Source organism: Nonomuraea africana (assembly GCF_014873535.1).
Lineage (GTDB): Bacteria > Actinomycetota > Actinomycetes > Streptosporangiales > Streptosporangiaceae > Nonomuraea > Nonomuraea africana.
In genome coordinates, this window is sequence record NZ_JADBEF010000001.1 from 2,940,905 (window position 1) to 2,962,461 (window position 21,557).

Genomic DNA, 21,557 nt, shown 5'->3' on the forward strand with positions numbered 1-21,557 from the left:
AAGCGGGAAAAGGCTACGTTGCATTTCAAGCCTCGTCAACGACGAGTCTCATTGATGCGCTTGAAATCCTGGGCTTTCGTGTCAATCGTTGCAACAGCATTGTTGATAAATGCAATCCATATCGACCAGCCGTTGCAATGTACTGTTGGTGAACGCACCCGTGGACCCGAACCGACAGGAGGGCGAGCCGATGCCCGGAGGCAGGCTGACCCACGAGGATCGCCGGCAGATCGCGATCTGGCTGGTCGAAGGGCTGGGATACGCCGAGATCGCCCGGCGGCTGGGCAGGCCCACGTCCACGATCAGCCGCGAAGTGGCACGCAACAGCGCGCCCGGCGGCTACCTGGCCGACCGCGCCCAGCAGGCCGCCGGGCAGCGCGCCCGCCGCCGCAGACCGGTTCAGGCCACGGAGCCACCGGCCGACGGGCGGCCGGCCGAGTCCGTGCGCGGTTTCGTGGAGCAGTTCGCGACGCTGCTGGTCGGGACCGGCCTTCCCCGGATGTCCGCTCGAGTGTTCGTCTGCCTGCTCACCTCCGACTCCGGGAGCCTGACGTCCGCCGAACTCGTACGCCGGCTACAGGTCAGCCCGGCGTCGGTGTCCAAGGCCATCGGCTACCTAGAGGCGATCGAGCTGGTCAGGCGCACACAGGATTCCGGCCGCCGCGAGCGGTACGTCATCGACGACGACGTCTGGCTCCGAGCGTTCAAAGCCGACACCGGGGCACACGCCGAGGTCGCGGCGGCCGCGCGGCACGGGATCGAGATCTTCGGTGCCGGCACGCCCGCCGGCACCCGGCTGGGCCAGATGGCTCAGTTCTTCGCCTGGATCAGCGAGCAGATGAACGACAGCGGCCTCACCGACGCCGTCGTGCGCGACGCGCTGACGGTGCTGGCCGCGCTGGTGTACGCCGCTCGGCCACTCACCGTGGACGAACTGGCCACGGCACTGGACTGGCCCGTCCGGCGGGCGGTCGACGCCCTGGACGCGATCAGCCGTCGTCCGATCCTCTCCGACCCGCTCGCCGTGGAGCGGCTCGGGCGCGGCGCGTACGCTATCACCCCGAGGCCCGACCGCCTGAGCTCCGCGCAACGCGACGCACTGATCGTCAGTCCGCGCTCGACCCGAGTGCCTCGGAAATGACGAAGCCGGATAGACGTCGCAACCGCGATCCCTCCAGCCAGACCCGCGCCTGCCGGACAGCGTCGCAGGAGCTTGGATCCGCTTCCGAGATTACGAAGCGCGGTCCGAGCGCCCGCCCCACCCGGCTCCCGCCCGCCTACGACATCCTCCTGAGCGAGAGTGAGCGGGCGGTGTTCAGCTTGCCGATCTCGACCAGCAAGGTGTCCAGTCCCAGCGGCCCCGGACACAGATTGCGAGCTACGCCATGATCAAGGCTTTCCTCGTCGTCCTGGCGTTCGCCGTCGCGGCGCTGATCACGCTGGTGGTGCTGTCTCGCCCGCGTACACCGAGCTGATCGGCTCCCAAGGCCGCCCCGGGCCTCAGCTGCGTCTCGGCGTCACCGGCCCACGCGCCGGCCGCCATGACTCATCCAGTCGATGATCGAGACCGGCGGCGCACAGCAGCCGCTCGACCTGGGGGCGAAGGCCGAACGCGGTGCGCCGGATTTCGATCTCCACGCTGACGTCCAGCCGCTGCAACGCATCTCCGGATGGATCCACGGCCTCACCGGGGGCTACTCGGGAATGTGTCTTTCTGGCAGGCCAGCACAGCCGCGGCTCGCCGTCACCCCCAGCGGGATAAACCCGCGCCCATTTTCGCCCTAGCTGTGACCTGCAACGCAGCTTGACCGGGAATCTGCAACATTATTTGGCCGTGTACGTCACGGACAGCGACAGGTGGTCAGCTGATTCCGATGACAAGAGCATCGCGGGCGGCGTCGATGACCTCGGCGGTGATCCGATCGACGCCGTCGTTGAGTTTCATCACCCGTTCGGCGCCGGCGAGGGCCGGGGGCTTGGCCTTCCCCTGATCTGAAACGTCCGGAACTGGTGATCTTCAGGGGCATTGTGATGCTTTCATGGTCGGATGAGGTATGAAGAGGCGCTGTCCGGCGTGCGTGAGCTGTGCGTTGAACATCTGGGGGAACACGTGGGGAGCCAGCTGGCGGCGTTGGCGCGGCCCGGGTTCGATCTGAAGCCTGCGGATGAGGATGCCGCGGCGACTGGGCTGTGCCGGTGGGGCGGCCCGGCGCTGCTGGAGCCGGGCACACAGTGGCCTATGTACGCGGGTGTGCCGCTCAGCCTGTATGTCGTGCTCGATGTCGGCGCGCTCGGCCCGTGGCTCGGTGATCAGATCCTGTCGACCGGGTCCGCGCTGCTCAATTTCTTCTTCTTGGATCCATGGACCGGATCCAGGGAGGTTCCGAAAGATGCCAGCAGCTTCAGCCATGACGATCCGCGGGTATGCCGGGTCGTGCCTGCTGACCCGCAACGCGCGGTCGAGGTCCCGGCACCGGATCCGGCCCCGAGGTTCGACCGGGTTCGGATGCACGCCAACCCTGCCGTCACTTTGCCCTCGATTTCGTCCTACGACTGCGATCCGGTGCTCAGCACCCTCGACTACGGAGACGAGATCGAGCGGTCATCGCTTTACCGCGTGAATCCCGGCTGGCTGGTCGTCGACAAGTTCGGCGAGGACGCCTGGCCGCGGTACTGCGTGGACGAGCAAGGCATCGAGTGGGGTGGCATACGCAATCAGGCGTTTGGCTGGCCGCCGATCCGCAGCTACGGCGTTGACCTGTTGCAGGAGCTGTCGCAGGAGGAGCCTTATGCTCACCTGCTCACTCTCGCCGGCACCGACATGTGGGAGTGGGGCGACGGGGGCATTTTGCGGTTTGTCGCCCCGGCCAAAGCACTCCGGGCAGGCGACATGAGCCAGGTGCGAGCCAACCCCGACGACTGGTAGAACCGCGATCTCGGGTCCTTTCGCGGGGGCGGTTCCTTCCGAGGGATCTCTCGTTACGTGTTGATCACTTCGTGGCTGGCACCCGCCCAAAGCCTTCGGCCGCTCGGCGAAGTCCCCGATCCGCCCGTTACCTCCGGTTGAACCGAAGGTGCGTGGTTCATCCCGGTTCATCCGTTGGACATAGGGTAAGGCGGCATGGCACTGCGACTTGTTCAGGTGAATTTCAAAGCTCGGGATGACTCGGCGCTCGGCCGGTTCTGGGCGGAGGCGCTCGGCTGGGGTGTTTCCAGCGAGGGACCCGGCGTGACCAACCTCGAGCCCGAGGGCTTCGTCTGGCCGGACCCCGCCGCCTTCTACATCGATGTCGTCACCGTCCCGGACCCCGAAACGGTGAAGTACCGCGTGCACCTCGATCTCGCCACCACCTCTGCGGCCCATCAGGCCGAGTTGGTCGCGCGTCTGAAGGAGCTCGGTGCGACGCCCGCCGATGTGGGCCAGGGCGACGTTCCGTGGACGGTTCTGGCCGACCCGGAGGGCAACGTGTTCTGCGTGCTGGAGCCTCGGGAGATCTACCGGGATATCGGCCCGCTCGCCGCGGTGGTGGTCGACTGCGCGGACCCGCGGGCCATGGCCCGGTTCTGGGGCGAGGCGGTGGACTGGACCCTTCATGAGGTGACCGACGATCATGCGATGCTGGGCTCCGCCAAGGGTGTCGGGCCGTATCTTGAGTTCCGCCGCACAACGCCCGGCGTGAAGACCGTGTGGAACCGCGTCCATCTCGACCTGCTGCCGTACCCCGTTGACGATCAAGCCGCGGAGGTGGCCCGGCTGCAGACCCTCGGCGCGACGCTCGCCGACGTCGGCCAGGGCGACGTCCCGTGGATCGTCCTCGCCGACCCGGAGGGCAACGAGTTCTGCGTCCTCGGTCGGGCCTGACGCGGAGCCTCCCCCGCCCGACGCCGCCGCGACCGCCGCTGACCCGCCCCAACCCCAAGATCAATCTCAGCGCCGACGATTGTCCGCAGGTTCCTCAACCCCGGAGTTGGCTGCCCGGGACGCCCGGATCGCCGACCTCGAACGCTCTCGCCGAGGTCGCGATGGATGGCAACGGCCGTGGATGCCTCGCTCAACGCGGAAGTCTGTCCCCTCCTTCGCGTCTTGACCTGCAGTGTCTCAAGTTGATCGAGCGGCAGCAGTACGGCTGGCGCGGTCGGCTGACTTGCAGGCCTCAGGTTTGAGAGGCCGGGACCGCTGTGATCGCGGGGAGTCGGTCCCCGCGATCAACAAGCACGTGGGCGTCGGGCGATCGACGTTCCACCGGCGCCTGATGGCGCCGATCCGCAGGCCTGGCCTACCGCGCCTACGGCACGTTCGAGACGATCTCGCAGCGGGTTGCGGCGTCGATCCCTGCCTCCCCATCGCAGTCGTCTGGGGTACCGGGGCCGCCGTCGAGGAAGTCGTTGCGGGGGCCCGCCCTGAGCGTGTCGACGCCGTCGCCGCCGTCGAGGAGGTCGTTGCCGCCTGCCGTGCCGACGCTCGCGGTGACATCGAAGTCGGTGTTGTCGCCGAACAGTGCATCGTTGCCCCCACGGCCGGAGATCACATCGTGGCTGGCGCTGGTGACGGTGGCATCCACCACGGCGCTATCGCCGACGAGAAAGTCGTCCGCGCTGCCGCCGATGATCCGGTCCCTGCCCGAGCCGGTGGCCCTCCCGCCTGCGGGGTCATTGATGTTGTGGTCCCCGATCGCCGCGAATCCGCCGTCAGTGCCCAAGTCCAGGAGGTCATTCCCGCCGTTTCCGCTCGCGTTCTGGGCAGCGTTACTGTCACCGATGAGGATTTCGCTGCCGGGCCCACCCAGGAGTAGGTCGTCCCCGGCGCCCGAAGCGTCGCCGACCGTTGAGCCGGAGTCGCCGACCAGGTGCTCACCGCCGGTGCCGCCGTCGGCGCCGCCGTCCATACGGTCGTTCCCGCCACCGGATGCGCTGAGTCCCCGGCTGTCGCCGGTCATGAGGTCATCGCCGTCGCCACCGAAGAGGAGGTCGTTCCCCCCACCCGTGGCGGTGCCCTTGGGGGCGAAGCTGTCGCCGTTCATGAGGTCATTGCCGTCGCCGCCGAACAGGCGGTCATTTCCGCCACCGGAAGCATGTCCGCTCGGGCTGAAGATGTCGCCGTGCACGCCGTCATCGCCGGTGCCGCCGTCGATCTGGTCGTTGCCGAGCCCGCCGGCGAGGACATCGTCTCCGGCCAGGCCGCAGATCAGGTCGTTGCCCTGCAGGCCGTCGATGACGTCCGGGCCCACGGTTCCGACGATCACATCCCGGCCCGCGGTCCCAATGGTGGGTGTGTTGGGCGCGGCGATGATCGTGGCCGGCACGCCGAAGCACGTCGGTGGTTGCGTCCTGGCGTCGGCAACCCCGGACCAGGCGATCATCCCTGCCATGAGGACGCCGACGGACCCGGCTGCGGCGATCCGCCTGGCCGGTTTCCTCGATCCGGTGGATCCCGCTGCCTTCGGATGGTCAGCGCCGTATATGTGGTGTCGCGTGGTCGTCGCCGCATTCCATTTAGTCACAATTAGTAGTCGTATCATCGCTAAAAGGATTGGGGTTCGCGACACACCGGCGCTCGTTGGGCCGTCGATCCCGTCACGGGTTTTCGTCCATTCCGACGTGCTGCAACGCCGTGATCTTGATGGTGGTAACAGACGGTCGTTAACCGACAAGATCAGATTCTTGTGCTGTCTGGCCTGGTTGCCCCGCCAACGCGCATGGCCGCCCAGGCCGATCGCGCCGACGATGCCGTGTCACCAGCCGCGCCGAGGTTCAGGAGGTCGTGGGGACGCGGTCGACTGGCCGGTACGTCATCAGGACGACTCCTGAGGTGAACGGCTTGGCCGAGACCAGCTCCAGTCGTTGCGGTGGTCGGCCGTCCTCGAACAGGGCCTTGCCCTCCCGCAGGAACACCGGGTGCACCAGCAGATGGAACTCGTCGACGAGTCCGAGCTCAACGAGAGACCGGATCACTGCGAGACTGCCGTAGACCACGATGTCCCCGCCCTGGCCCCCCTTGAGTTCGATGATCTCGTCCGGGTCGACGCGTTCGAGTCTGCGGGTGTTCCGCCACGCCGCGACGTTCCCCGAACCGGAGACAACGATCTTCTCCATGGCGTCGACCCGCCGGGCGTACGCCCGTACCTCCTCCGGTTCACCAGGATCCTGAGCGGCCCGGGGCCAGTAGCCGGCGAAGTCGGCATGCGTGATCCGCCCGAGCAGCAGGCTGCCGGAGCCCTCCACCAGTTCCCGCTCGTAGGTGTACACCTGGTCGTCGATCAGCAGCCAATCCATCTCGTCCTGCGGACCGGCGACGAATCCGTCGAGCGTCGTCCACATCGACACAACGATCTTGCGCATTGTCCACTCTCCATCGTGGTGCGTTGAACTTGGAGTCTTGCCGGGCCGGCTCACGGACTCCCGGGTGCGTGCCCGGGGCGGCAAGATCATTCTCACCGCTAATGGCTGTTCCTGCGTTCCTCGCCCCCGGATCCCGCTCGCAGCTCGGCCGCCACCGCGCGCTCCCGTAGCCGAGCCGCCTCCGCCCTTGACGCCTCCAGTTCGGCCCGAAGATCTTCCAACCGCGCCCGGTCGAGCTGTGACTCCAGCCGCAACCGGTCCCGTTCCTCCGCCAGCGCCGGCTCCGCCGCCGCTCGTTCCTCGAGCTCCCGCACCCGCGCCGCCGCTCGGTCCCGCTCCCGTTCGGCGGCCGCCACCCGTGCCTCGGCCTCGGCGGCCAGCCGCGCGCCCGCCTGTCCGGCCTGCGCCGCGCGCGCCTCTGCCGCCTCGGCCCGCTCGAGCGCCCGGTCCCGCTCCGCCTCCGCCGCCGTGGCCCGTGCCTGCGCCGCGGCCACCTCGCGCTCCGCCCGCTCCCGCGCCTCACCCGCCTGCGCCGCCCCGGCCCTGGCCGCGTCCCGCTCCTCCAGCGCGGACGTGACCGTCCGATCGGCCTCCTTCCGCGCCTGCCGTACGGCATGCGCGGCCTCCGCGGCCGCCCGCTCGGCCTCCTCGCGGGCCTGCGCCACCCGCTCCCGTGCCCGTTCCTCAGCCTGTACGGCTTGCGCCCGGGCCTCCTCCGCCCGCGCCTCGGCCGCCTCGACGCGCTCGGACAGCTCCCTGACCGCCTGGTCCCGCGCCTGTTCGGCCATGTCAGCCCGGCGTTCGGCCGCCGCTGCCGCCTGCTTGGCCAGCCGCTCGGTGGTGGCCGCCTCGCGCAGCGCCGCCAGGGCCTGCTCACGCGCGGTCTCCGCGTCGCGCAGCGCGGTGTCCCTGTCGGCCTGCGCTTCTTCCGCCACCTGGCGCATCTCGGCGGTCTGTTTGCGCGCGTGCTCGGCCGCCTCGCGGGCCAGCCGTACCTGCTCGAAGGCCTGCTCGCGCTCGGTGCGGGCGATCGCCACCCGCGTGTGCGCCTCGGCCTGGACCGCGCTGAGCTTGGCCTCCACCCCCGCGGGGCTCAGCTCCTGGGCCAGCGCCCTGGCCAGCGGTTCGATCGCGGCGGCCAGACCCGTCTCCATGCGCTCGTACAGCTGCTCGGCCCTGGCCAGCGACCCCTCCAGCCCGGGCGTCGCCCTGCGCAGCTCGCGCTCCCGCTTGGCGGCGGCCTGGCAGTCGGTGTCCGCGCAGTAGGCCCGTGGCCGGCCTCTGCCCTTGCGCTGCTCGATCGGCGCCCCGCAGTGCGCACACGGCGTCACGACCGTCGTCTCCGCTGTCACGTCGGCAGCCTAGCATTTTTTATTTTCTGGAAATTGAAAATAAGAAAATGAGATCCGTTGTGTTACGAGGATGCGATGAAACTTGCGAGAACCGCAGTTCCCGCAGCTATGACGCGGGCCGCTGGGGGTGGAGCCTCTCGCGGAGCTGATGACGCTGACCGACCGCGCCGCCGCGGTCAGGGATGAGTTCATGGGGCCGCCGCCGCACGTGATGGCCGAGATCAGGGAGAGGGAGGCCGTGCTGTGGGACCGGATCGCCGCCGGTGGCGGCCGCTCCGCCCGCGACGCCAAGAAGTACGCGCTTGCAGCGGCACCCAGGCTCGGGTGGTGGAGCTGGCCGCGGGCAGGCTGGTGGCCAGCCAGGGAGCGTACGCTGCCCCGGCCAGCAGCGCCACCGTGGCCGGGGCGCGCTCATCAGCCAGCAGCATCGGGATCAGCGCGCCTTGGCAGGTCGAACAGCCCGCCCGGCAGGCGCCGACGAGCAGGGCGGCCCGCTTCAGGTCTACCTTCTCCCCGGCGTGGAAGGGCAGGTCGGCGAGGAACCGCAGATCCGGGACGGGGTGGGAGTGCAGGGTTCCTGCGGCGGCGGAGGTGTAGGAGCCGCCGGTGGCGCGCTGGCGCCGCCGGGCGGCGTGCTTGCGTGCATGGTCCTTGGGCATGGCCGGCCTTTCCGCGCAGACGGTCCCATGACCCGTGCGCGACCTCGGCACACCGACGTGTGGACGGGGGAAGACGGCAACGGCACAACAGAGTGCCAGCTGCTCGGCGACCGAGCCGCGCGCTACATCCTGGTCACGTTCACCCAGGCTCAGCCCTTCACACTCAGCCACCCCGAGTGGGCAGGCATCAGCCACGAGCGGCTGCGGCGGCTCGTCGGCATGGACGTCGACCCGGAACGTGGAGAGCAGTACGTGCCGCACCCGCCGGAGCCGGTCGCCGAACCCCGCTACCGCGTCTACTGGACCGTTCGGCTCCCGCGGCCTCACCCGTTTCGAGCACCGCAGTGCATGCCCGAAGGGATCACGTGGTGGCGCCGGATCCAGCGGCAGTTGCGACCAGAGCGTCGCAACCGAGACTGCTGCTGGTATCACAGAGGAGACTGGTCTCGCGTCTGTGCCACCGCCATCCGGCTGATCCGGCAGGCCCGCGATGAGGGCGTGGCGGCTGACGACATCGCCGACTACGTGCGGCAGGAGGCCCAGGCCGAGGGGATGCACGGCTGGGAGTTGCAGGCGCTGGCCGCCCTGGTCTGTCCGGCCGATGGTATCGAGCTCCAGGTCCTGGCGGGTGCCCGGCGGAACTCCTACGTCAATGGTCAGCACAAGAGCCAGGCCATGCTCGATGCCGGCGTCCGACGCACCGTCATCATCGACTGGATCACTCCCGCCTCGGTGACGGGCGGCTGAAGGGTGGCGACGTTCTGCGCCTGAGCTCCCCGAAGCGGCGCGGGCACGCTGCGCCTGACCTTGCTCCGCATGCGCGCAGCGGGGTTCTCTGATCGCGGCGGACGCCGGGATCAGGTGGGGAATCTGACCCGGGAAAGACCGTGCCCTGTATCTCCCCCTCGATGCGAGGACAGACACAGTGGCTCTCCCGGCGACGCAGCGCACGGCACCGCAGGCAATCCCCAGCAGAAGGACGGGCTCGGGCCAGGCACCTGGCCGCTGCCGGCATTTGCCGCACACACCGGCCGCGGCGCGCGGGTCATATGCCGGGGAGAGGGTCATCGTCGGCTTCTGCTGGTTGGCAGAGCCAGGATTCCAGCGCGGTGATGCTCATCAACTCGTGGTAGGAGAACCCTTCTGGCGGGGTGGGCAGCTCGCGAGCGAGTTGGTCGGCGACACCGTCGTCTCGGGCGGCCAATACGATGCGCATCGCTGCCGCGTGCCGTTCGGCCAGTAGCCGCTCACCGGGGCCAGCGTCCCCGAGCCCGGACAGGTAGGTGGTGACCAGCGGGGTCAGCACGACGGCCTGGGAACACAGGAAGTCGCTGCTCGGGCAGTGGCAGGGACAGGTGATCAAGGAGGAGCCCGACGATGCTGCCGAGCTCTCCCGCGGCGGTGAGGTGGGGGCGCATGGCCCATGATTCGGCTTCGTGGGTGCCGTAGTCCTGCTCAGACCGGTGCGCGTTCATCATGGCCAGCCGCCGCGCGATCTGCTCCACGCTCATCGAGCGCAGCCTGGCCGCGGCCAGCTCCAACGCCAGCGGCAGCCCGTCCAGCCGCCAGCAGATCTCCACCACGTCGCCCACCGTGGAATCGTCGAGCGCGAAGCCAGGCCGGACATCGGCGGCCCGGTCGCCGAACAGGCGCACCGCGGCCGCCGCGGCCGCCTTGGCGAGATCCGGCGACCCCGCCGGCACCTCAAGCGGGCCGAGATGGCACAGCGCCTCCCCGATGATCGCCAGGGGTTCCCTGCTGGTGGCCAGGATCCTCAGCTGCGGCAGCCGCTCGAGCAGCTGCTCGGCCAGCTCCGCGGCCGCTTCGACCAGATGCTCGCAGTTGTCCAGCAGCAGCACCGCATCGCCGACGTCGAGCAGCTCGGCCATCCGGTCGACCGGTGTGGCCCGCTGCAACTGCCCTCCGTCGTAGAGACGGCCGTCGGCGGTGCTGAGCGCGCCCAGCACCGCGTCGGCCAGCTGATCGGGTGCGGCCACGCCTGCCAGCGACACGAACCACACCCGGCCACGCTGATGCGCCCGATCCCTGCTCGCCGCCTCCAGCGACAGCCTGGTCTTGCCCGCGCCACCGGGGCCGACGATGGTGACCAGCCTGGAGCCGCTCATCAGCGCGGCGAGCTGGTCCAGCTCGCCGTCACGGCCGACGAAACTGGTCAGCCGCGCGGGGAGCCGGCTCGGTGCGGCCTCGGGCTGCGCCGAGGGCCGCTCCAGCTCGCCGCGGGGCAGGGCCAGAAGGACCTCCTGCAACTCGGCCGATGGATCGACACCGAGCTCCTCGCCCAGCCTGCCTCGGATCTCCTCATAGACCGCCAGCGCGTCGGCCTGGCGTCCCGCCGCCGACAGCGCGCGCATCCGCAGCTCGGCCAGCCGCTCGCTCAGCGGGTGTTCGGCGCCTGCCGCTCCGAGATCGGCCAGAATCTCGGCATGCCTGCCCAGCCGCAGTTCCGCGTCGAAAAAGCGCGCCGGCCGGATCCTGACCCTGATCGTCCAGCCGCTCTTCCTCGCCCTCGACGTCTTCGTCCTCACCAGCCAGCTGTCCAAGGCGCAGTACCTCCAGTCCATCCTCGGCCCGGGGGCGAACGCGCAGGCGGTCCTCGACGCGAGCGAGAGCGTCTACCCCGCGTGGCTGCTCACCGTGTCCGACGGCCGCCTCATCTTCACGCCTCTGGTCTCGCTGGCCGTCATCATCCTCCTGGTGCTCCCTTCGGCCCGCGCCTACTTCCGTAAGTGACCTGCGAGCCTGTGCCGTGGCGCACGTGTCGCCGCCCGGCCCATCGCCCGGTCCGCACAGCCCCGATCCATGGGCGCCAGTGTGCCGGAGGCCATGCAGAAGGTGGTTCGAGGTCCACGTCGGGAGCCGATCAGGTGGCCTCGTCGAGGAGGCGCTGGAACGCTTCCTGCACGCGCACGGCCTTCTGGAGGTCCTTCACCGTCGCGTCCGGGATCGTGCGGAAGTACGAGCACGCCGTCTCCTGATGAGCGACGATGGCGTCCTTGATGTTGGGGTCGTGGATGCCCGGGTAGTCCTCGGTGTGCTGCAGGATGGCGTCGAAGACGTCGGGAATCTGGGCGGCGAAGTCGTCGATGTAGGCGTCCCAGTCGCCGTCAAAGTTCGTGGCGAACAGCAGCCGCGTGTCGTCGTCGAACAGCACCCACCGCGCGTCGTGCAGGGTGCCGATGCGGCTGCTCATCTCCTTCCTTTTCTCCTCGAATCCCGGCTGCTGGAAGATCTCCCGGATCTGCTGTCCGTGGCCGGGCTTGACGTTGAAGAAGAGGGTGAACTCGTTCGTCCGGCCGGACTTCAAGCCCGGGCGGCTCGGCTGTGGGGTGTTCGAGATCGTCATGGCTCTCCCTTTCTGCGGCCGATGAGCCAACGGGGGAACGCTTAGGTTGTTGATCAGCTCGCTTCGTCGAGGAGGCGCTGGAACGCCTCCTGCACGCGCACGGCCTTCTGGAGGTCCTTCACCGTCGCGTCCGGGATCGCACGGAAGTACGAGCACGCCGTTGCCTGGTGCGCGACGACGAAGTCCTTGATGTTGGGGTCACGAATGCCGGGATAGTCTTCCGTGTGCGTCAGGATCTCGTCGAAGAGGTCCGGGATTTGGGCGGCGAAGTCGTCGATGTAGGCGTCCCAGTCGCCGTCGAAGTTAGTGGCGAACATGAGCCGGGTGTCGTCGTCGAAGAGCACCCACCGTGCGTCGTGCAGGGTGCCGATGCGCTTGCTGATCTCCCTCGCTTGTTCCTTGAATCCCGGGCGTCGGAAGAGCTCGCCGATCTGCTCACCGTGGCCCGGCTTGACCGTGAAGAAGAGGGTGAACTCGTTCGTCCGCCCGAACTTCAGGCCCGGGCGGCTCGGCTTTTCTGTGTTCGCGGACATGATCGTTTCCCTTCTGGGCCGGGTGAGCCTTACGCTCCGAGGCGTACGGCGACACGAGCCGTCGGCGCGCTGTCGCCTGAGCGGCGGCTCACGCGTCGAGTTCGGCGAGCCAGTTCAGCGCCCGGATCCCGGGCATGAACAGGTATTCACCCCCCTTGGTGACCGCGAAGCGGGGAAGTTCCCGCAGCCGCCGGCGGATGGGCTGCCGGGGGATCGTGAAGGTCCCGGTGGCGTCGTTGTCGCCGATGACGGGGTCCTTCTCGGTGCCGAGTCCGACGAAGTCGCCGTCGTTGGCCCACTGGGTCTTGATGAACTCGAACTGCCGCACCAGGTCGGTGCCCATGAAGATGAACACGATGCCGCGATCGGCGCCGTCGTCCTCCAGTTGCCCTTCCGGGAGCATGGGCCCGTAGGTGGCACCGCGGCGCAGGGCGCGGTGCAGCTTGACGTCCACGAACGTGTCCGACAGGTCGTCGCGCGGGTTCATGCGGCGGATGTGGGAGCCGAGCGGGCAGCGCAGACCGCGGGGATCCTCCTGCCGGTAGGCGAAGTCGTTGGCCCGCTGCGGATCCGCCGCGAGGTCGGGGTCGTCGTGCTCGGGGGCCAGCACGAGAGGCGCCCCGCTGCGCCAGCGGCCGACCATCTTCGCCGCGAGAAGCTCCTCCTCCTCCGGCGAGGAGGCGTTGTCCTTCAGATACCGGCGGAAGGCGGCCACCCGCATGTGCAGCTTACGGAAGGCCACATAGGTGCCATTACGGCCGAGAATGTCGGGTTGGGGCATCGGCCCGACCCGTCCGAGCTCGTTGACGTAGCCGAGGAGGAACTCGCCGGCCTTGATGGTGGGGCCGAACCCCGGTAGGTAGCCGTAGTGGTCGCCACCCGCCTGCGTCTGGAGGATGCTGGCCACCCCGGCGCCTTCGATGTCGGGCTCGCCGATGCCGTCCACGAACCCCAGGTGGGTGCGGCCGGTGGGCAGCTGGTGGGCGTCCAGCCGGTAGATCACCGAGACCCCGGGCAGGCCGTTCAGCGCCTCGCGGGCGCCGTCCAGCACGGACTGCAGCCCGGCGTCGTCCGGCGCGAACACCGACAGCGCGACGTGCACGTCACTGGTGCCCAGCGGCGGGTCCCAGTGCTCGGGGTTGCTCTCGCCGACATCGCCGAGCCGCGCCGCACGTGCGGCCATCCCCTCGCGGAACTCCGGAGGAAAGCTGTCCAGTGAGGCCTGCGGTACGCCGAGGGCGCGCAGACCCGCGTGGCTCAACGCGACGCTGAACCACGCGCGGTTGGGCGGGTCCCACCATCGCTCGGCCGAGGCCACCTGCGGCGCCAGCTGCCGCACCATCTTCCTGCCGTCGGCCGCGTCGTCGATGCGCAGCAGGAAGTAGGCGCCCGTGTACGGCCACGGGCGCTGCCTCAGCAGGGTGCCCTGGATGTCCGCCAGCTCCAGGATCTGGGCCTTGCGCTCGCTGTTGTCCGTCATCGCACCGCCTCGCGTATCGGTGAAGTCCGTCTTCTACTGCAGCACCTCGTCAGCGCTGCGGGGCTCCTGGCGTTCTTGGGCATTGAGCCGGTGCCGCTGGATGGAGGAGCGGCGGTAGACCTCCTTGCGCGCTCGCATCATCTCGCCGAGGGGCGCGTGCGCGGCCGGCACCCGCCATGGGGTGAAGGACAGCGCGTCCATTTTCGCGAGGGTCTCCCCATCCGAGATGTCCTGCTGCGGGAAGGCGAGCCTGGCCACCGTGACGAACGGCGACAGCTTCTCGGGCCACTCGACGGTGAGATCGTTGACGGGCATGCGGTCCAGGTCGGCGCAGAGCTGGACCTGGACGTCGAACGCGTACGGCCGGTCCCTCAGCTCTGCTACCAGAGCCGGCCGGAACACCTCCTCGGCCGACGTGACATCGATGTCGCGGTGGATCACCGCGGCGGCGCAGGCGGGGTCAGGGGCGAGACGCACCTTGGCGATGTAGTCGCCGTGCCGTACCGCGCCCATCGTGAAGTACGTCGACAACAGCACGTTGACCAATGCCCGCTGCTGCACCTTGAGGAAGGCCAGAAACTCCTCCCACGCCCATTCGTCCTCCTCCAGCGTCCCCTTCCCGGTGACGAACTCGCGGTAGAAGCGGTGGCGACCGGGTGCGCCCTCAGCGAAGTACCGCGGCGCGTCGAGGAACAGCTCCTGGATGAACAGGTAGTGATCCACGGTGTTGCAGAAGAAGATCGGCGCGTTGATCAACAGGTAGTCGAACGTGCGGGAGCCGGGTTCGTCCTCCAGCAGGGTCGGGCCGTCGATGTCGAACATCTTCAGCGCCAGGCCGGTCGCCCGTCCCAGCCGCGCGTCGGCTCCGGCGTGCGGCGAACCGTTGGAGAAGCGCACCAGCGCGTCGTGCTTGCCCGGTGTGGCGTAGATGCCCTGCGCGTACTCGGCGGGGAGCCGGTCGAGAATCTCGACCTCGCCCCTCACCAGCCCGTATCCCTTGGCGTGCGCGTCGCGAACGGCGAAGCCCGTGCCTTCGGACGTGACTGATGCCGCGATGAACTGCTCGGTCTTGCCGATCACCGTCTGCAACTTCTTGTCGAAGTCGGGATCGATGGCTTCCACATCGGGCGTGTAAGGAATGAACCGTGATGACATGAGCTCGACCGTTTCCTTCTGCGGTCTGCGAGCCGTGCCGTACGACGGCATGTCCGCGAACCGGCCGCCGAGAGCGCGCACACAGGATTCACGAGGTCAACAAGCAGGCGACGGCCACGCGTGCTGGGCCGCTCGCCACGCCCTGGTGCCGCTCTCTCAGTCGTCTCTGGCGGCTGCCGTACAGGACTAGCACCAGAGTTTAGGCCGGTCAGCATGCCCCCGGAAGTTGACGCCCGCACCTATGGCGCAGTCAGCGACCATTCCTGAAGCATGCCCGCCGTCGACCGCGTTTCCTTGACCCTCCCCCGACTGCCCGCCGAGGAGAGCCAGACGGTCGGGCGCCGTCCAGGTGCCATGATGGGGGTGGGAGGGCTCCCGGGTGCCTTGGTCACCGGCGCGACGTGCTTCGAGCGCGCGAGTCTGATTTTCGAGCGCCTGGTCAGCGAGATCGTCTCTGATCGTCGTTGGAGGACGCCATGGGGACAGCCCTCGGTGATGTGCTGGGACTCGCGGCCGGGGTGGCGATCAGCCCGCTCCCGATCATCGCCATCATCATCATCCTGGGTACGCCGAGCGGACGTCTCAACGGACTGCTGTTCACCTTGGGATGGGTCGTCGGGCTCTTCGCGCTGGGCGCGGTGATGCTGGCGATCGGCGGGCCCGCCGCCGATTCGACCCCGTCGAAGCCCGCCGCCTGGGTGGGCGGGCTCAAGCTCGGGCTCGGCGTGCTGCTCGTCCTGCTCGGCGCGCGGCAGTGGCACCGGCGACCTCCTGCGGGAGAGGAGGCGGAACTGCCGAAATGGATGGCCGCGATCGACCGCTTCTCGCCGGCGAAGGTTCTCGGACTCGGGGTGATGCTGTCGGCGGCCAATCTCAAGAACGCCCCGCTGACCATCGCCGCGGGCGCCTCGATCAGCGCGACCGCGATTCCTGACGCGCAGAAGGTCGCGACGCTGGCGCTGTTCGTGATCATCGCGTCCCTGGGGCTCCTGGTGCCCCTGGGAGTCTTCCTGATCACGGGAGAACGGGCCAAGGCCATGCTCGGCAACTGGAGGGGCTGGGCCGCCCGGCACAACATCGCCATCATGGCGGTGCTGTTCGCCGTGCTCGGGCTGAAGCTGCTCGGGGACGGCATCGGCATTCTCGTCTCGTGAGCTCGCGGCCTCCCGTCCTCTTGGACGTGACCCGTTCCGCCCTGGGCAGGTGGAGGCGTTGCTGTGCGCACCCGCGATGGGGCCCGGTCATGGGCTCTGCGGGCCCGGTCGGTAAACGATCTTGCTGCGTACCAGCGGGCCATTGAGATACTCCGACCATGGATACGAGTGCGAGGACGGACCGGATACGGCCGCGCCAGGCGCCGCCGGGAATCGAGTCGGGCCGTCCCATGGAATGGGCGCTGCGCTCCGCAGAGCCGGCGGATGTCGAGGCGATCGCGGAACTGCGAGCAACGGTGATGCGCCCGGACCTGGAGCGGCTGGGACGGTTCGACGAGCATCGGGTCCGGCAGCGGCTGCGGGATTCCTTCTCCCCGCAGCACACATCGGTCATCGTGGCCGCTGGCGCCTTCGCGGGCTGCGTCACTGTGCGCCCGGCCTCCCGGTCGATGACGCGTGCCTCCGCGTCCAGGGGGTCGGCCGCAGTGCGGGGAATGAGCAGGCGCCCGCTGATTGGCAGGCGGATGACCTTGGGGTGGAGCAGCATTTCGGCGATCACGGTGGCCGCGCCGAATCGCGCGGCGGCCAGGGTGGGTTCGGTACTCCTTCCGTAGCGGGCGAAGGCGCCATCGACTTCCCAGCCCACCGTCCACTGATAGCGGCACAATGCAGCCGGGGGTGTGGGCGTGGCGGCGCTGAAGATGAAGAACGGTTCGGCGGCGGCGCGCTGGTCGGGGCGGAGCGGGAGGCGCAGGACCCGAGCCTGCAACGGCTGCGGCGCGGTTCGTATGTGGCGCCAGGCCAGCGCGACCGGGATACCGCGGTCATCGTCGTCTTCTCGGTGGTAGCCCTCCGGCGGGCAGTACCAGGCCAATGCCGCCTGTGGCCATTCCGACAAGCGCAGCAGCAGGTCTCCCAAGGGTGCCAGATGTGCCCGGATCGCTAGGCGCACCACCAGTTGGGCCGTACGGTCGGCCAGGGCCGGATCCTCCAGCGCGGCCCAGACCTGACTGGTGAAAGCCTGCTCGGCCTCTCGCTCCTCCCGTTGCCAGTCCTCCAGGAGCACGGACACGTCTCGATAGCCCGCTTCGCGCGCGGCGGCGGCGCGATCGTGTCGCACTCGGAGGATCACCGTGTCGATCTGGTGGCGGTTCACCCGCACCTGCGCGGCGGCCTCTCGCAGAGCGGCTGCGGGCAGGCGCGAGGCGCGAACATCGATCCCGCCGATCGCATCCAGCAGCGGCTGGGCGACCGGGGGGAGGCCCTGGGAACGCAGCTCCAGCACCGCCCTAGAATAATATTCGGTCGTCCAGGCGACCACCGAGTTGGTCAGCAGGGTCAGGCACCACGCCTGCTCGGTTTGCTGCTCAATGTCAGGTCGTTGCTGATATGGCCGATTTCAGGGAGATCTGGCCAAGCGGGTGGCCAGTCCGCGGAGATGTGGCCAAGATGATCGAGTGATGTCCTTTCCAGCTGAACGTGTCGGCGTTCGAGTCTTCTTGTTGGCGCGGGTGTCGGTGTTCAGGGTTTGTTGTCGGAACCTGCCCCGCGCGTGTTGAACGCGGGGTCTTTTGTCGGTGGAAACGCGGACTCAACGTCAATGGCGCGCGCGGACTTGATGTCAGTCGTGCGTCGTCGTACGGCCGGGGTCGGGCACTGGGGGGTACGGGCGGGGAGGGGATCGTCGTTGCGGGCAGAAATTGTCTGATCTTGGTGAGAGAGTGTGGGGGCAATGCTCCCGTCAGGAAGGAAACGCCCCGGGATGGATGCGAACGACAAAACGCGGACCCTGTACCCGCTGAAGGAGTTGGAGCTTCCCGCGCTGCTTCCCTTGGATCCGGTCGAGCCGGTGCCGGCGGAGGTCGGGCCAGGGTTGGAGGCGTACCGGAACGGAGACCTGAACGACGCGATGAACGCATTGCGGGAGATCGCCGGGAAGGGTCGCACAGCCGTGGCCGGGCACGCGGCGGCGGCGCTGGCGGGGATCGAACTCGGCGCGGGCCTGCACTGCTGGGAGTCGTTGGAGCAGGTGGCAGCGGGCGAGGACCCGTGGCTGGGGCCGCTGGCTGGGGTGCTGATCGCGGAGCTGGAGCCGAAGGAGGACGGGCGCTCGCTGCTACGCGGGGTCACCGCGCAGCTCACCGGGGAGGCGGAGGCAGCACGGGCGCTCTACGCGGAGGCGGACGAGGAACTCGCCACCGTCCTGACCGGCAATCTGCTGATCGTCAGCGGCGATCTGGTGGCGGCGGAGGAGCCGCTGACGCGGGCGCTGAGGTCGGACAACGACATGATCGCCGCGTATGCCGGGCACCTGCTGGGCCACATCCTCATCGCGCGAACCGAGCTGGAGGAGGCCGGGAACGTGCTGAGCGACGCGTTCTGGCGGTCCCACCCGCGCGGAACGGGCCCGGAGGGGCTGGTGCCCTGGGTCGGCGTCCGGATCGGTGAACTGCTGGCTGGGACGTTCGTGCTCGACGTGGTCGACAACCTGATGGAGGCCAGCGGCATGAGTGAGCTGTACTTCACGCGGGACTTCTTCGAGAACGCGGCGTTCTTCACCAAGTACAGCGAGCCGTCGCTCACCAAGATCGGGTTGCACCTGTTCCCGGGCGACTTCGACATCGTTCAGGGCGCGCTGGGGCGGCTACGCGTGTGGAGCGACGAGCGTTACGAGAGGGGTCGGGCGCTGACTGTTCTGCTGGGCAGGCGGCTGCTCGAAGAGGAGAACTCCTGGTCCGACAGCTACCGGCCCTTGCGAGAGTTTGTGGCGGACGTCGGCGGTGTCTGAGGCTGAGGCCGTTCGAGGAGAGCGGGCCCGGCGCCAGCGTGGGTGATCGGGAGGGCGTTACGTCAGCCCGACCGCTAGCGCCGCTCGCACGCACGTAAAGGGACAACAGCGCGACGGTCGATCTCCAGGGTTGCTGACCACGGGAATCCGCCAAAGTTGGGTTGACCGGACGGAGCCGACAACGTGCACACATACTTGTCGGACTGCAGTTCATCACCTGCTGCTGCCGGCAGGCTCCGCCTGGCACCGGCGGGTCTTCCCCAAGCGCGGCGAGCTGGCGGGCACCTTCAACAAGAGCGCCTACACCGTGGCGGCCGTCGAGCGGCTGCGGGAGTCGCTGCGCCGCCATGAGGTGTTCGTGCCGGGCCTGCGCAAGTGGGGCGACCCCACCGCCGGGCTGCTGACCGGCGCCGAGTGGGAGCGGGCCCGGCCCCGCATCTGCGATGAGCTGAACCTGTCCCCGCAGCCCGGCACCGATGTGGAGCGCTGGGCCGCCACGCTGGACTTCGCCTACCGCCACGCCACACCCTCAGACTTCGCCATCGGGCAAGACTGGCCTGGTCGGACCTACAGTGTCAACGGATGTGACACTAATCCCGGATATGGGTCTGACCTGCGTGGATGGAACCTGGGCCCGCCGTCCCATGATCGTTTTCTCAAAGAGTTCCCGCAGGTCAGCAGCAACACCCTTGGATTCAGGTCCATTGCTACTGGGACCCCGACGGGCGGTCACGACCAGTCGGCCGCCCGTCTGAAATCTACTACCGCACTGCCGGAGTCGATCGAGGGTGCCCAGGTAACAACTCCATGCTGGCCGTGGCTTGACCTGGTGAATGGCGAGTCGCCGGTACGGCTGAGCCTGGCCTCCACTTCCGAGATCAGCCGATGTCAGAAGTCATCTCCAGGTTGGACTTCCGAGATTCCGCATCCCAGGGCCTCGGAGAGGCTCCCGTCCCCTTCCGAGATTACGAACATGATCGGCTCGCGGCCGGTTCTGGCCGTGTCTCGGCCGGACCCGGTCTCCAGGCCGTGACCGCCCGCGGCGCGGGCCGCGGCCGTGCGAGGAGGTCGTGGCGGCGGCCCTCCGAGGTCGCTGGCGAGCCGCGAGACCCCACTGATCACGCACCCGGTGGAGGCAATTGCGTCGGGTCGTCGCCGTTCAGGATCTGCGTCATTCGATGCTCGACGTGCTCCGTCCATTCCGGATGCGTCAGGACGTAGAAGCGCTCCTCGCGAATGGCCTGCAACACCCGCTCGCCGACGGTTCGCGGGCTGAGGCCGAGCTTGAACGCCTGCCGGGCGGCGTCGACTGACCAGCCGGCCGGAGTCGGGCCCGCGTCGGGAAAACGGGCCGGCCGATTGCGCTGGGAATGGAAGATGTTCGTGTCGACCAGGCCGGGGCACAGCAGGGAGATTCGCGGCTTGAGACCGCCGCCGACGAGTTCGAGATGAACGGTCTCCGACAGTGAGACGACGGCCGACTTTGTCGCGCCGTACAGCGAGCCACCCGTGATCAGACCCGCCATCGACGCGGTGTTGACGATGTGCGCGTCCTCGTCCTGCTCGATCATGGTCGGCAGGAAGGCGCGGATGCCGTGGACGACGCCCATCAGGTTCACCCCGAGGATCCAGTGCCAGTCGTCGAGCGTGCTCTCCCAGCTCGGCCTGCTGCCGGTGTGGACGCCCGCGTTGTTGCACAGCACGTGTACGGCGCCGTACTTCTTGAGCGTCGATTCGGCGAGCGAGGTGACGTCCTCCGCCTTCGACACGTCGGTCACGACGGCGTGGACGTCCGCGCCACTCTCACGGAGATCGGCCGTCGTGGAATGGAGCGCGGCCTCCTCCACGTCGCTCAGCACCACGCGCATCCCCGCGTCGGCGAACGTCTCGGCCATTCCGCGGCCGATACCGCTCGCCGCGCCGGTGATGACGGCGACCTTGTTCTCCAGGTCGTGCATGTTCCCTCCCCATCGCGCCGGGTCAGGGTCACAGGTTAGGGAGCCGACAGCCGCGCGACATCGGCCTGCGGGCCGATGTTTTCCGGCCCCCGCTCGGTTACTGTGAAAATGGCGGAGGAACGCGATGCGCCTGCTGGAGGCCGTAGATCGAGGCTGGAGCAGGGAATCGATGTGGTGGCAACTGTGGCCGAGCTACGGTCGGCGCGAACTCGCCGCTAAGTGCGGGAGCGGAGGGCGCAGCTCCTTGCATATGAGAAGGACCCGCTGGTGCGTGAGTTTCGGGCATTCGCAGGCGGGCGGCTCGCTTGGTAGCAGGCGGAGCTGGTGACGCATCAGGCCGCGTTTGACGGTCCGTCTCCGCCAGCGTGTCTCCGCCGTGGGGCGCGCTAGGTGATCTAGGGTGAGACTGATCGATTAATTACTGCGCAGGCGCGAAAGTGAAGCCAGACTATGTACATGATGCGCGAGGTCTTCCAAGCTGAACGTGGGAAGGCGCCGGAGATCGTGGCAGCGTTCAAGACCCTCACCAGTGCGTTTGAAGAGGCGGGGTACACGAATCTGCGAATCTACGTGGATTATGCGGGCCCTATGGATACGGTCGTCTGTCAATGGGAGTTCGACAGTCTGGACCAATACTTCGCCATGGAGCGCCAGGCCTTTGTGAATCCAGACGAGAACACGCAGGCAATGATCGACACCATGAACAACAACGCAAAATCCGGCTACAAGGAGATCTATGAGGTCATCCAGTAGCGGACGAGCCCTGCAGGCGTAC

Annotated in this window: 22 protein-coding genes; 10 read left to right on the forward strand and 12 right to left on the reverse strand. The window is 68.4% G+C overall.

Going from position 1 to position 21,557, the window contains the following annotated elements; all coding sequences use genetic code 11:
* The first annotated feature begins 190 nt into the window (after window positions 1-190).
* From H4W81_RS13865 to H4W81_RS13885, 5 genes are all read left to right on the forward strand, one after another.
* Window positions 191-1,141, forward strand: coding sequence for a GbsR/MarR family transcriptional regulator (locus H4W81_RS13865; protein WP_192780792.1), 951 nt, complete (start codon window positions 191-193; stop codon window positions 1,139-1,141).
* A 416-nt stretch (window positions 1,142-1,557) separates the two neighbouring features.
* On the forward strand, window positions 1,558-1,785 hold the full coding sequence (locus tag H4W81_RS13870) for a hypothetical protein (RefSeq protein ID WP_192775178.1): 228 nt from the start codon (window positions 1,558-1,560) through the stop codon (window positions 1,783-1,785).
* A gap of 49 nt (window positions 1,786-1,834) precedes the next feature.
* Entirely contained in the window at window positions 1,835-1,996 is a 162-nt protein-coding gene (locus H4W81_RS13875) for a hypothetical protein (RefSeq protein WP_192775179.1), read from the forward strand.
* A gap of 51 nt (window positions 1,997-2,047) precedes the next feature.
* A complete protein-coding gene (locus H4W81_RS13880; RefSeq protein WP_192775180.1) occupies window positions 2,048-2,926 on the forward strand; it encodes a DUF1963 domain-containing protein in 879 nt (292 codons plus the stop codon).
* Window positions 2,927-3,121: 195 nt separating this feature from the next.
* Window positions 3,122-3,862 (forward strand): VOC family protein, encoded by a 741-nt coding sequence (locus H4W81_RS13885; RefSeq protein WP_192775181.1) that lies wholly within the window; start codon window positions 3,122-3,124, stop codon window positions 3,860-3,862.
* A 424-nt stretch (window positions 3,863-4,286) separates the two neighbouring features.
* Here H4W81_RS13885 and H4W81_RS13890 read toward each other — a convergent pair whose 3' ends face one another.
* The 4 genes from H4W81_RS13890 to H4W81_RS13905 all read right to left on the reverse strand — a co-directional run bounded on the left by H4W81_RS13890 (window position 4,287) and on the right by H4W81_RS13905 (window position 8,350).
* Window positions 4,287-5,360 carry a calcium-binding protein gene (locus H4W81_RS13890; RefSeq protein ID WP_192775182.1) on the reverse strand — a complete coding sequence of 358 codons (1,074 nt, stop codon included), beginning with the start codon at window positions 5,358-5,360 and terminating at the stop codon, window positions 4,287-4,289.
* A 391-nt stretch (window positions 5,361-5,751) separates the two neighbouring features.
* Window positions 5,752-6,339 carry a dihydrofolate reductase family protein gene (locus H4W81_RS13895; protein WP_192775183.1) on the reverse strand — a complete coding sequence of 196 codons (588 nt, stop codon included), beginning with the start codon at window positions 6,337-6,339 and terminating at the stop codon, window positions 5,752-5,754.
* A gap of 98 nt (window positions 6,340-6,437) precedes the next feature.
* On the reverse strand, window positions 6,438-7,691 hold the full coding sequence (locus H4W81_RS13900) for a coiled-coil domain-containing protein (protein WP_192775184.1): 1,254 nt from the start codon (window positions 7,689-7,691) through the stop codon (window positions 6,438-6,440).
* 221 nt (window positions 7,692-7,912) lie between these two features.
* Entirely contained in the window at window positions 7,913-8,350 is a 438-nt protein-coding gene (locus tag H4W81_RS13905; protein WP_192775185.1) for a hypothetical protein, read from the reverse strand.
* A gap of 27 nt (window positions 8,351-8,377) precedes the next feature.
* Here H4W81_RS13905 and H4W81_RS13910 point away from each other — a divergent pair, with 27 nt between their 5' ends.
* The gene (locus tag H4W81_RS13910) at window positions 8,378-9,097 is read left to right on the forward strand and encodes a hypothetical protein (protein WP_192775186.1); all 720 of its coding nucleotides are present in this window, start codon (window positions 8,378-8,380) and stop codon (window positions 9,095-9,097) included.
* A 298-nt stretch (window positions 9,098-9,395) separates the two neighbouring features.
* Here H4W81_RS13910 and H4W81_RS13915 read toward each other — a convergent pair whose 3' ends face one another.
* The 6 genes from H4W81_RS13915 to H4W81_RS13940 all read right to left on the reverse strand — a co-directional run bounded on the left by H4W81_RS13915 (window position 9,396) and on the right by H4W81_RS13940 (window position 14,849).
* Window positions 9,396-9,566, reverse strand: coding sequence for a hypothetical protein (locus H4W81_RS13915; RefSeq protein ID WP_192775187.1), 171 nt, complete (start codon window positions 9,564-9,566; stop codon window positions 9,396-9,398).
* Between the two features lie 31 nt (window positions 9,567-9,597).
* The gene (locus H4W81_RS13920; protein ID WP_318781728.1) at window positions 9,598-10,896 is read right to left on the reverse strand and encodes an ATP-binding protein; all 1,299 of its coding nucleotides are present in this window, start codon (window positions 10,894-10,896) and stop codon (window positions 9,598-9,600) included.
* 335 nt (window positions 10,897-11,231) lie between these two features.
* Entirely contained in the window at window positions 11,232-11,714 is a 483-nt protein-coding gene (locus H4W81_RS13925; RefSeq protein WP_192775189.1) for a hypothetical protein, read from the reverse strand.
* A 53-nt stretch (window positions 11,715-11,767) separates the two neighbouring features.
* Window positions 11,768-12,247, reverse strand: coding sequence for a hypothetical protein (locus tag H4W81_RS13930; protein ID WP_192775190.1), 480 nt, complete (start codon window positions 12,245-12,247; stop codon window positions 11,768-11,770).
* 88 nt (window positions 12,248-12,335) lie between these two features.
* Window positions 12,336-13,727, reverse strand: a complete 1,392-nt coding sequence (locus H4W81_RS13935; protein WP_192775191.1) for a Dyp-type peroxidase — start codon at window positions 13,725-13,727, stop codon at window positions 12,336-12,338.
* 33 nt (window positions 13,728-13,760) lie between these two features.
* Window positions 13,761-14,849: a catalase family protein gene (locus H4W81_RS13940; RefSeq protein ID WP_318781729.1), complete on the reverse strand. Its 1,089-nt coding sequence runs from the start codon at window positions 14,847-14,849 to the stop codon at window positions 13,761-13,763.
* 509 nt (window positions 14,850-15,358) lie between these two features.
* Here H4W81_RS13940 and H4W81_RS13945 point away from each other — a divergent pair.
* Window positions 15,359-16,036, forward strand: coding sequence for a GAP family protein (locus H4W81_RS13945; RefSeq protein WP_192775193.1), 678 nt, complete (start codon window positions 15,359-15,361; stop codon window positions 16,034-16,036).
* Here H4W81_RS13945 and H4W81_RS13950 read toward each other — a convergent pair.
* A complete protein-coding gene (locus tag H4W81_RS13950) occupies window positions 15,966-17,321 on the reverse strand; it encodes a hypothetical protein (protein ID WP_192775194.1) in 1,356 nt (451 codons plus the stop codon). The two genes, H4W81_RS13945 and H4W81_RS13950, sit on opposite strands and share 71 nt — an antisense overlap.
* A gap of 477 nt (window positions 17,322-17,798) precedes the next feature.
* Between H4W81_RS13950 and H4W81_RS13960 the strand changes: the two genes are divergently transcribed.
* Window positions 17,799-18,824, forward strand: coding sequence for a hypothetical protein (locus H4W81_RS13960; protein ID WP_192775195.1), 1,026 nt, complete (start codon window positions 17,799-17,801; stop codon window positions 18,822-18,824).
* A 307-nt stretch (window positions 18,825-19,131) separates the two neighbouring features.
* Complete coding sequence (locus H4W81_RS13965; RefSeq protein ID WP_192775196.1) at window positions 19,132-19,857, forward strand: hypothetical protein; 726 nt, start codon at window positions 19,132-19,134, stop codon at window positions 19,855-19,857.
* An 85-nt stretch (window positions 19,858-19,942) separates the two neighbouring features.
* Here H4W81_RS13965 and H4W81_RS13970 read toward each other — a convergent pair whose 3' ends face one another.
* Window positions 19,943-20,782 (reverse strand): SDR family NAD(P)-dependent oxidoreductase, encoded by an 840-nt coding sequence (locus H4W81_RS13970; protein WP_192775197.1) that lies wholly within the window; start codon window positions 20,780-20,782, stop codon window positions 19,943-19,945.
* 456 nt (window positions 20,783-21,238) lie between these two features.
* Here H4W81_RS13970 and H4W81_RS13975 point away from each other — a divergent pair, with 456 nt between their 5' ends.
* Window positions 21,239-21,535, forward strand: a complete 297-nt coding sequence (locus H4W81_RS13975) for a hypothetical protein (protein WP_192775198.1) — start codon at window positions 21,239-21,241, stop codon at window positions 21,533-21,535.
* Window positions 21,536-21,557 lie beyond the last annotated feature (22 nt).

Excerpts from the sequence above, each read along its gene's own strand:
- H4W81_RS13865 (WP_192780792.1), top strand. The coding sequence starts at position 191 with ATGCCCGGAGGCAGGCTGACCCACGAGGATCGCCGGCAGATCGCGATC.
- H4W81_RS13870 (WP_192775178.1), top strand. The coding sequence starts at position 1,558 with ATGATCGAGACCGGCGGCGCACAGCAGCCGCTCGACCTGGGGGCGAAG.
- H4W81_RS13880 (WP_192775180.1), top strand. The coding sequence starts at position 2,048 with ATGAGGTATGAAGAGGCGCTGTCCGGCGTGCGTGAGCTGTGCGTTGAA.
- H4W81_RS13885 (WP_192775181.1), top strand. The coding sequence starts at position 3,122 with ATGGCACTGCGACTTGTTCAGGTGAATTTCAAAGCTCGGGATGACTCG.
- H4W81_RS13890 (WP_192775182.1), bottom strand. The coding sequence starts at position 5,360 with ATGATCGCCTGGTCCGGGGTTGCCGACGCCAGGACGCAACCACCGACG.
- H4W81_RS13895 (WP_192775183.1), bottom strand. The coding sequence starts at position 6,339 with ATGCGCAAGATCGTTGTGTCGATGTGGACGACGCTCGACGGATTCGTC.
- H4W81_RS13905 (WP_192775185.1), bottom strand. The coding sequence starts at position 8,350 with ATGCCCAAGGACCATGCACGCAAGCACGCCGCCCGGCGGCGCCAGCGC.
- H4W81_RS13910 (WP_192775186.1), top strand. The coding sequence starts at position 8,378 with ATGACCCGTGCGCGACCTCGGCACACCGACGTGTGGACGGGGGAAGAC.
- H4W81_RS13915 (WP_192775187.1), bottom strand. The coding sequence starts at position 9,566 with ATGCGCATCGTATTGGCCGCCCGAGACGACGGTGTCGCCGACCAACTC.
- H4W81_RS13925 (WP_192775189.1), bottom strand. The coding sequence starts at position 11,714 with ATGACGATCTCGAACACCCCACAGCCGAGCCGCCCGGGCTTGAAGTCC.
- H4W81_RS13930 (WP_192775190.1), bottom strand. The coding sequence starts at position 12,247 with ATGTCCGCGAACACAGAAAAGCCGAGCCGCCCGGGCCTGAAGTTCGGG.
- H4W81_RS13935 (WP_192775191.1), bottom strand. The coding sequence starts at position 13,727 with ATGACGGACAACAGCGAGCGCAAGGCCCAGATCCTGGAGCTGGCGGAC.
- H4W81_RS13945 (WP_192775193.1), top strand. The coding sequence starts at position 15,359 with ATGGGGACAGCCCTCGGTGATGTGCTGGGACTCGCGGCCGGGGTGGCG.
- H4W81_RS13960 (WP_192775195.1), top strand. The coding sequence starts at position 17,799 with ATGGATGCGAACGACAAAACGCGGACCCTGTACCCGCTGAAGGAGTTG.
- H4W81_RS13970 (WP_192775197.1), bottom strand. The coding sequence starts at position 20,782 with ATGCACGACCTGGAGAACAAGGTCGCCGTCATCACCGGCGCGGCGAGC.
- H4W81_RS13975 (WP_192775198.1), top strand. The coding sequence starts at position 21,239 with ATGATGCGCGAGGTCTTCCAAGCTGAACGTGGGAAGGCGCCGGAGATC.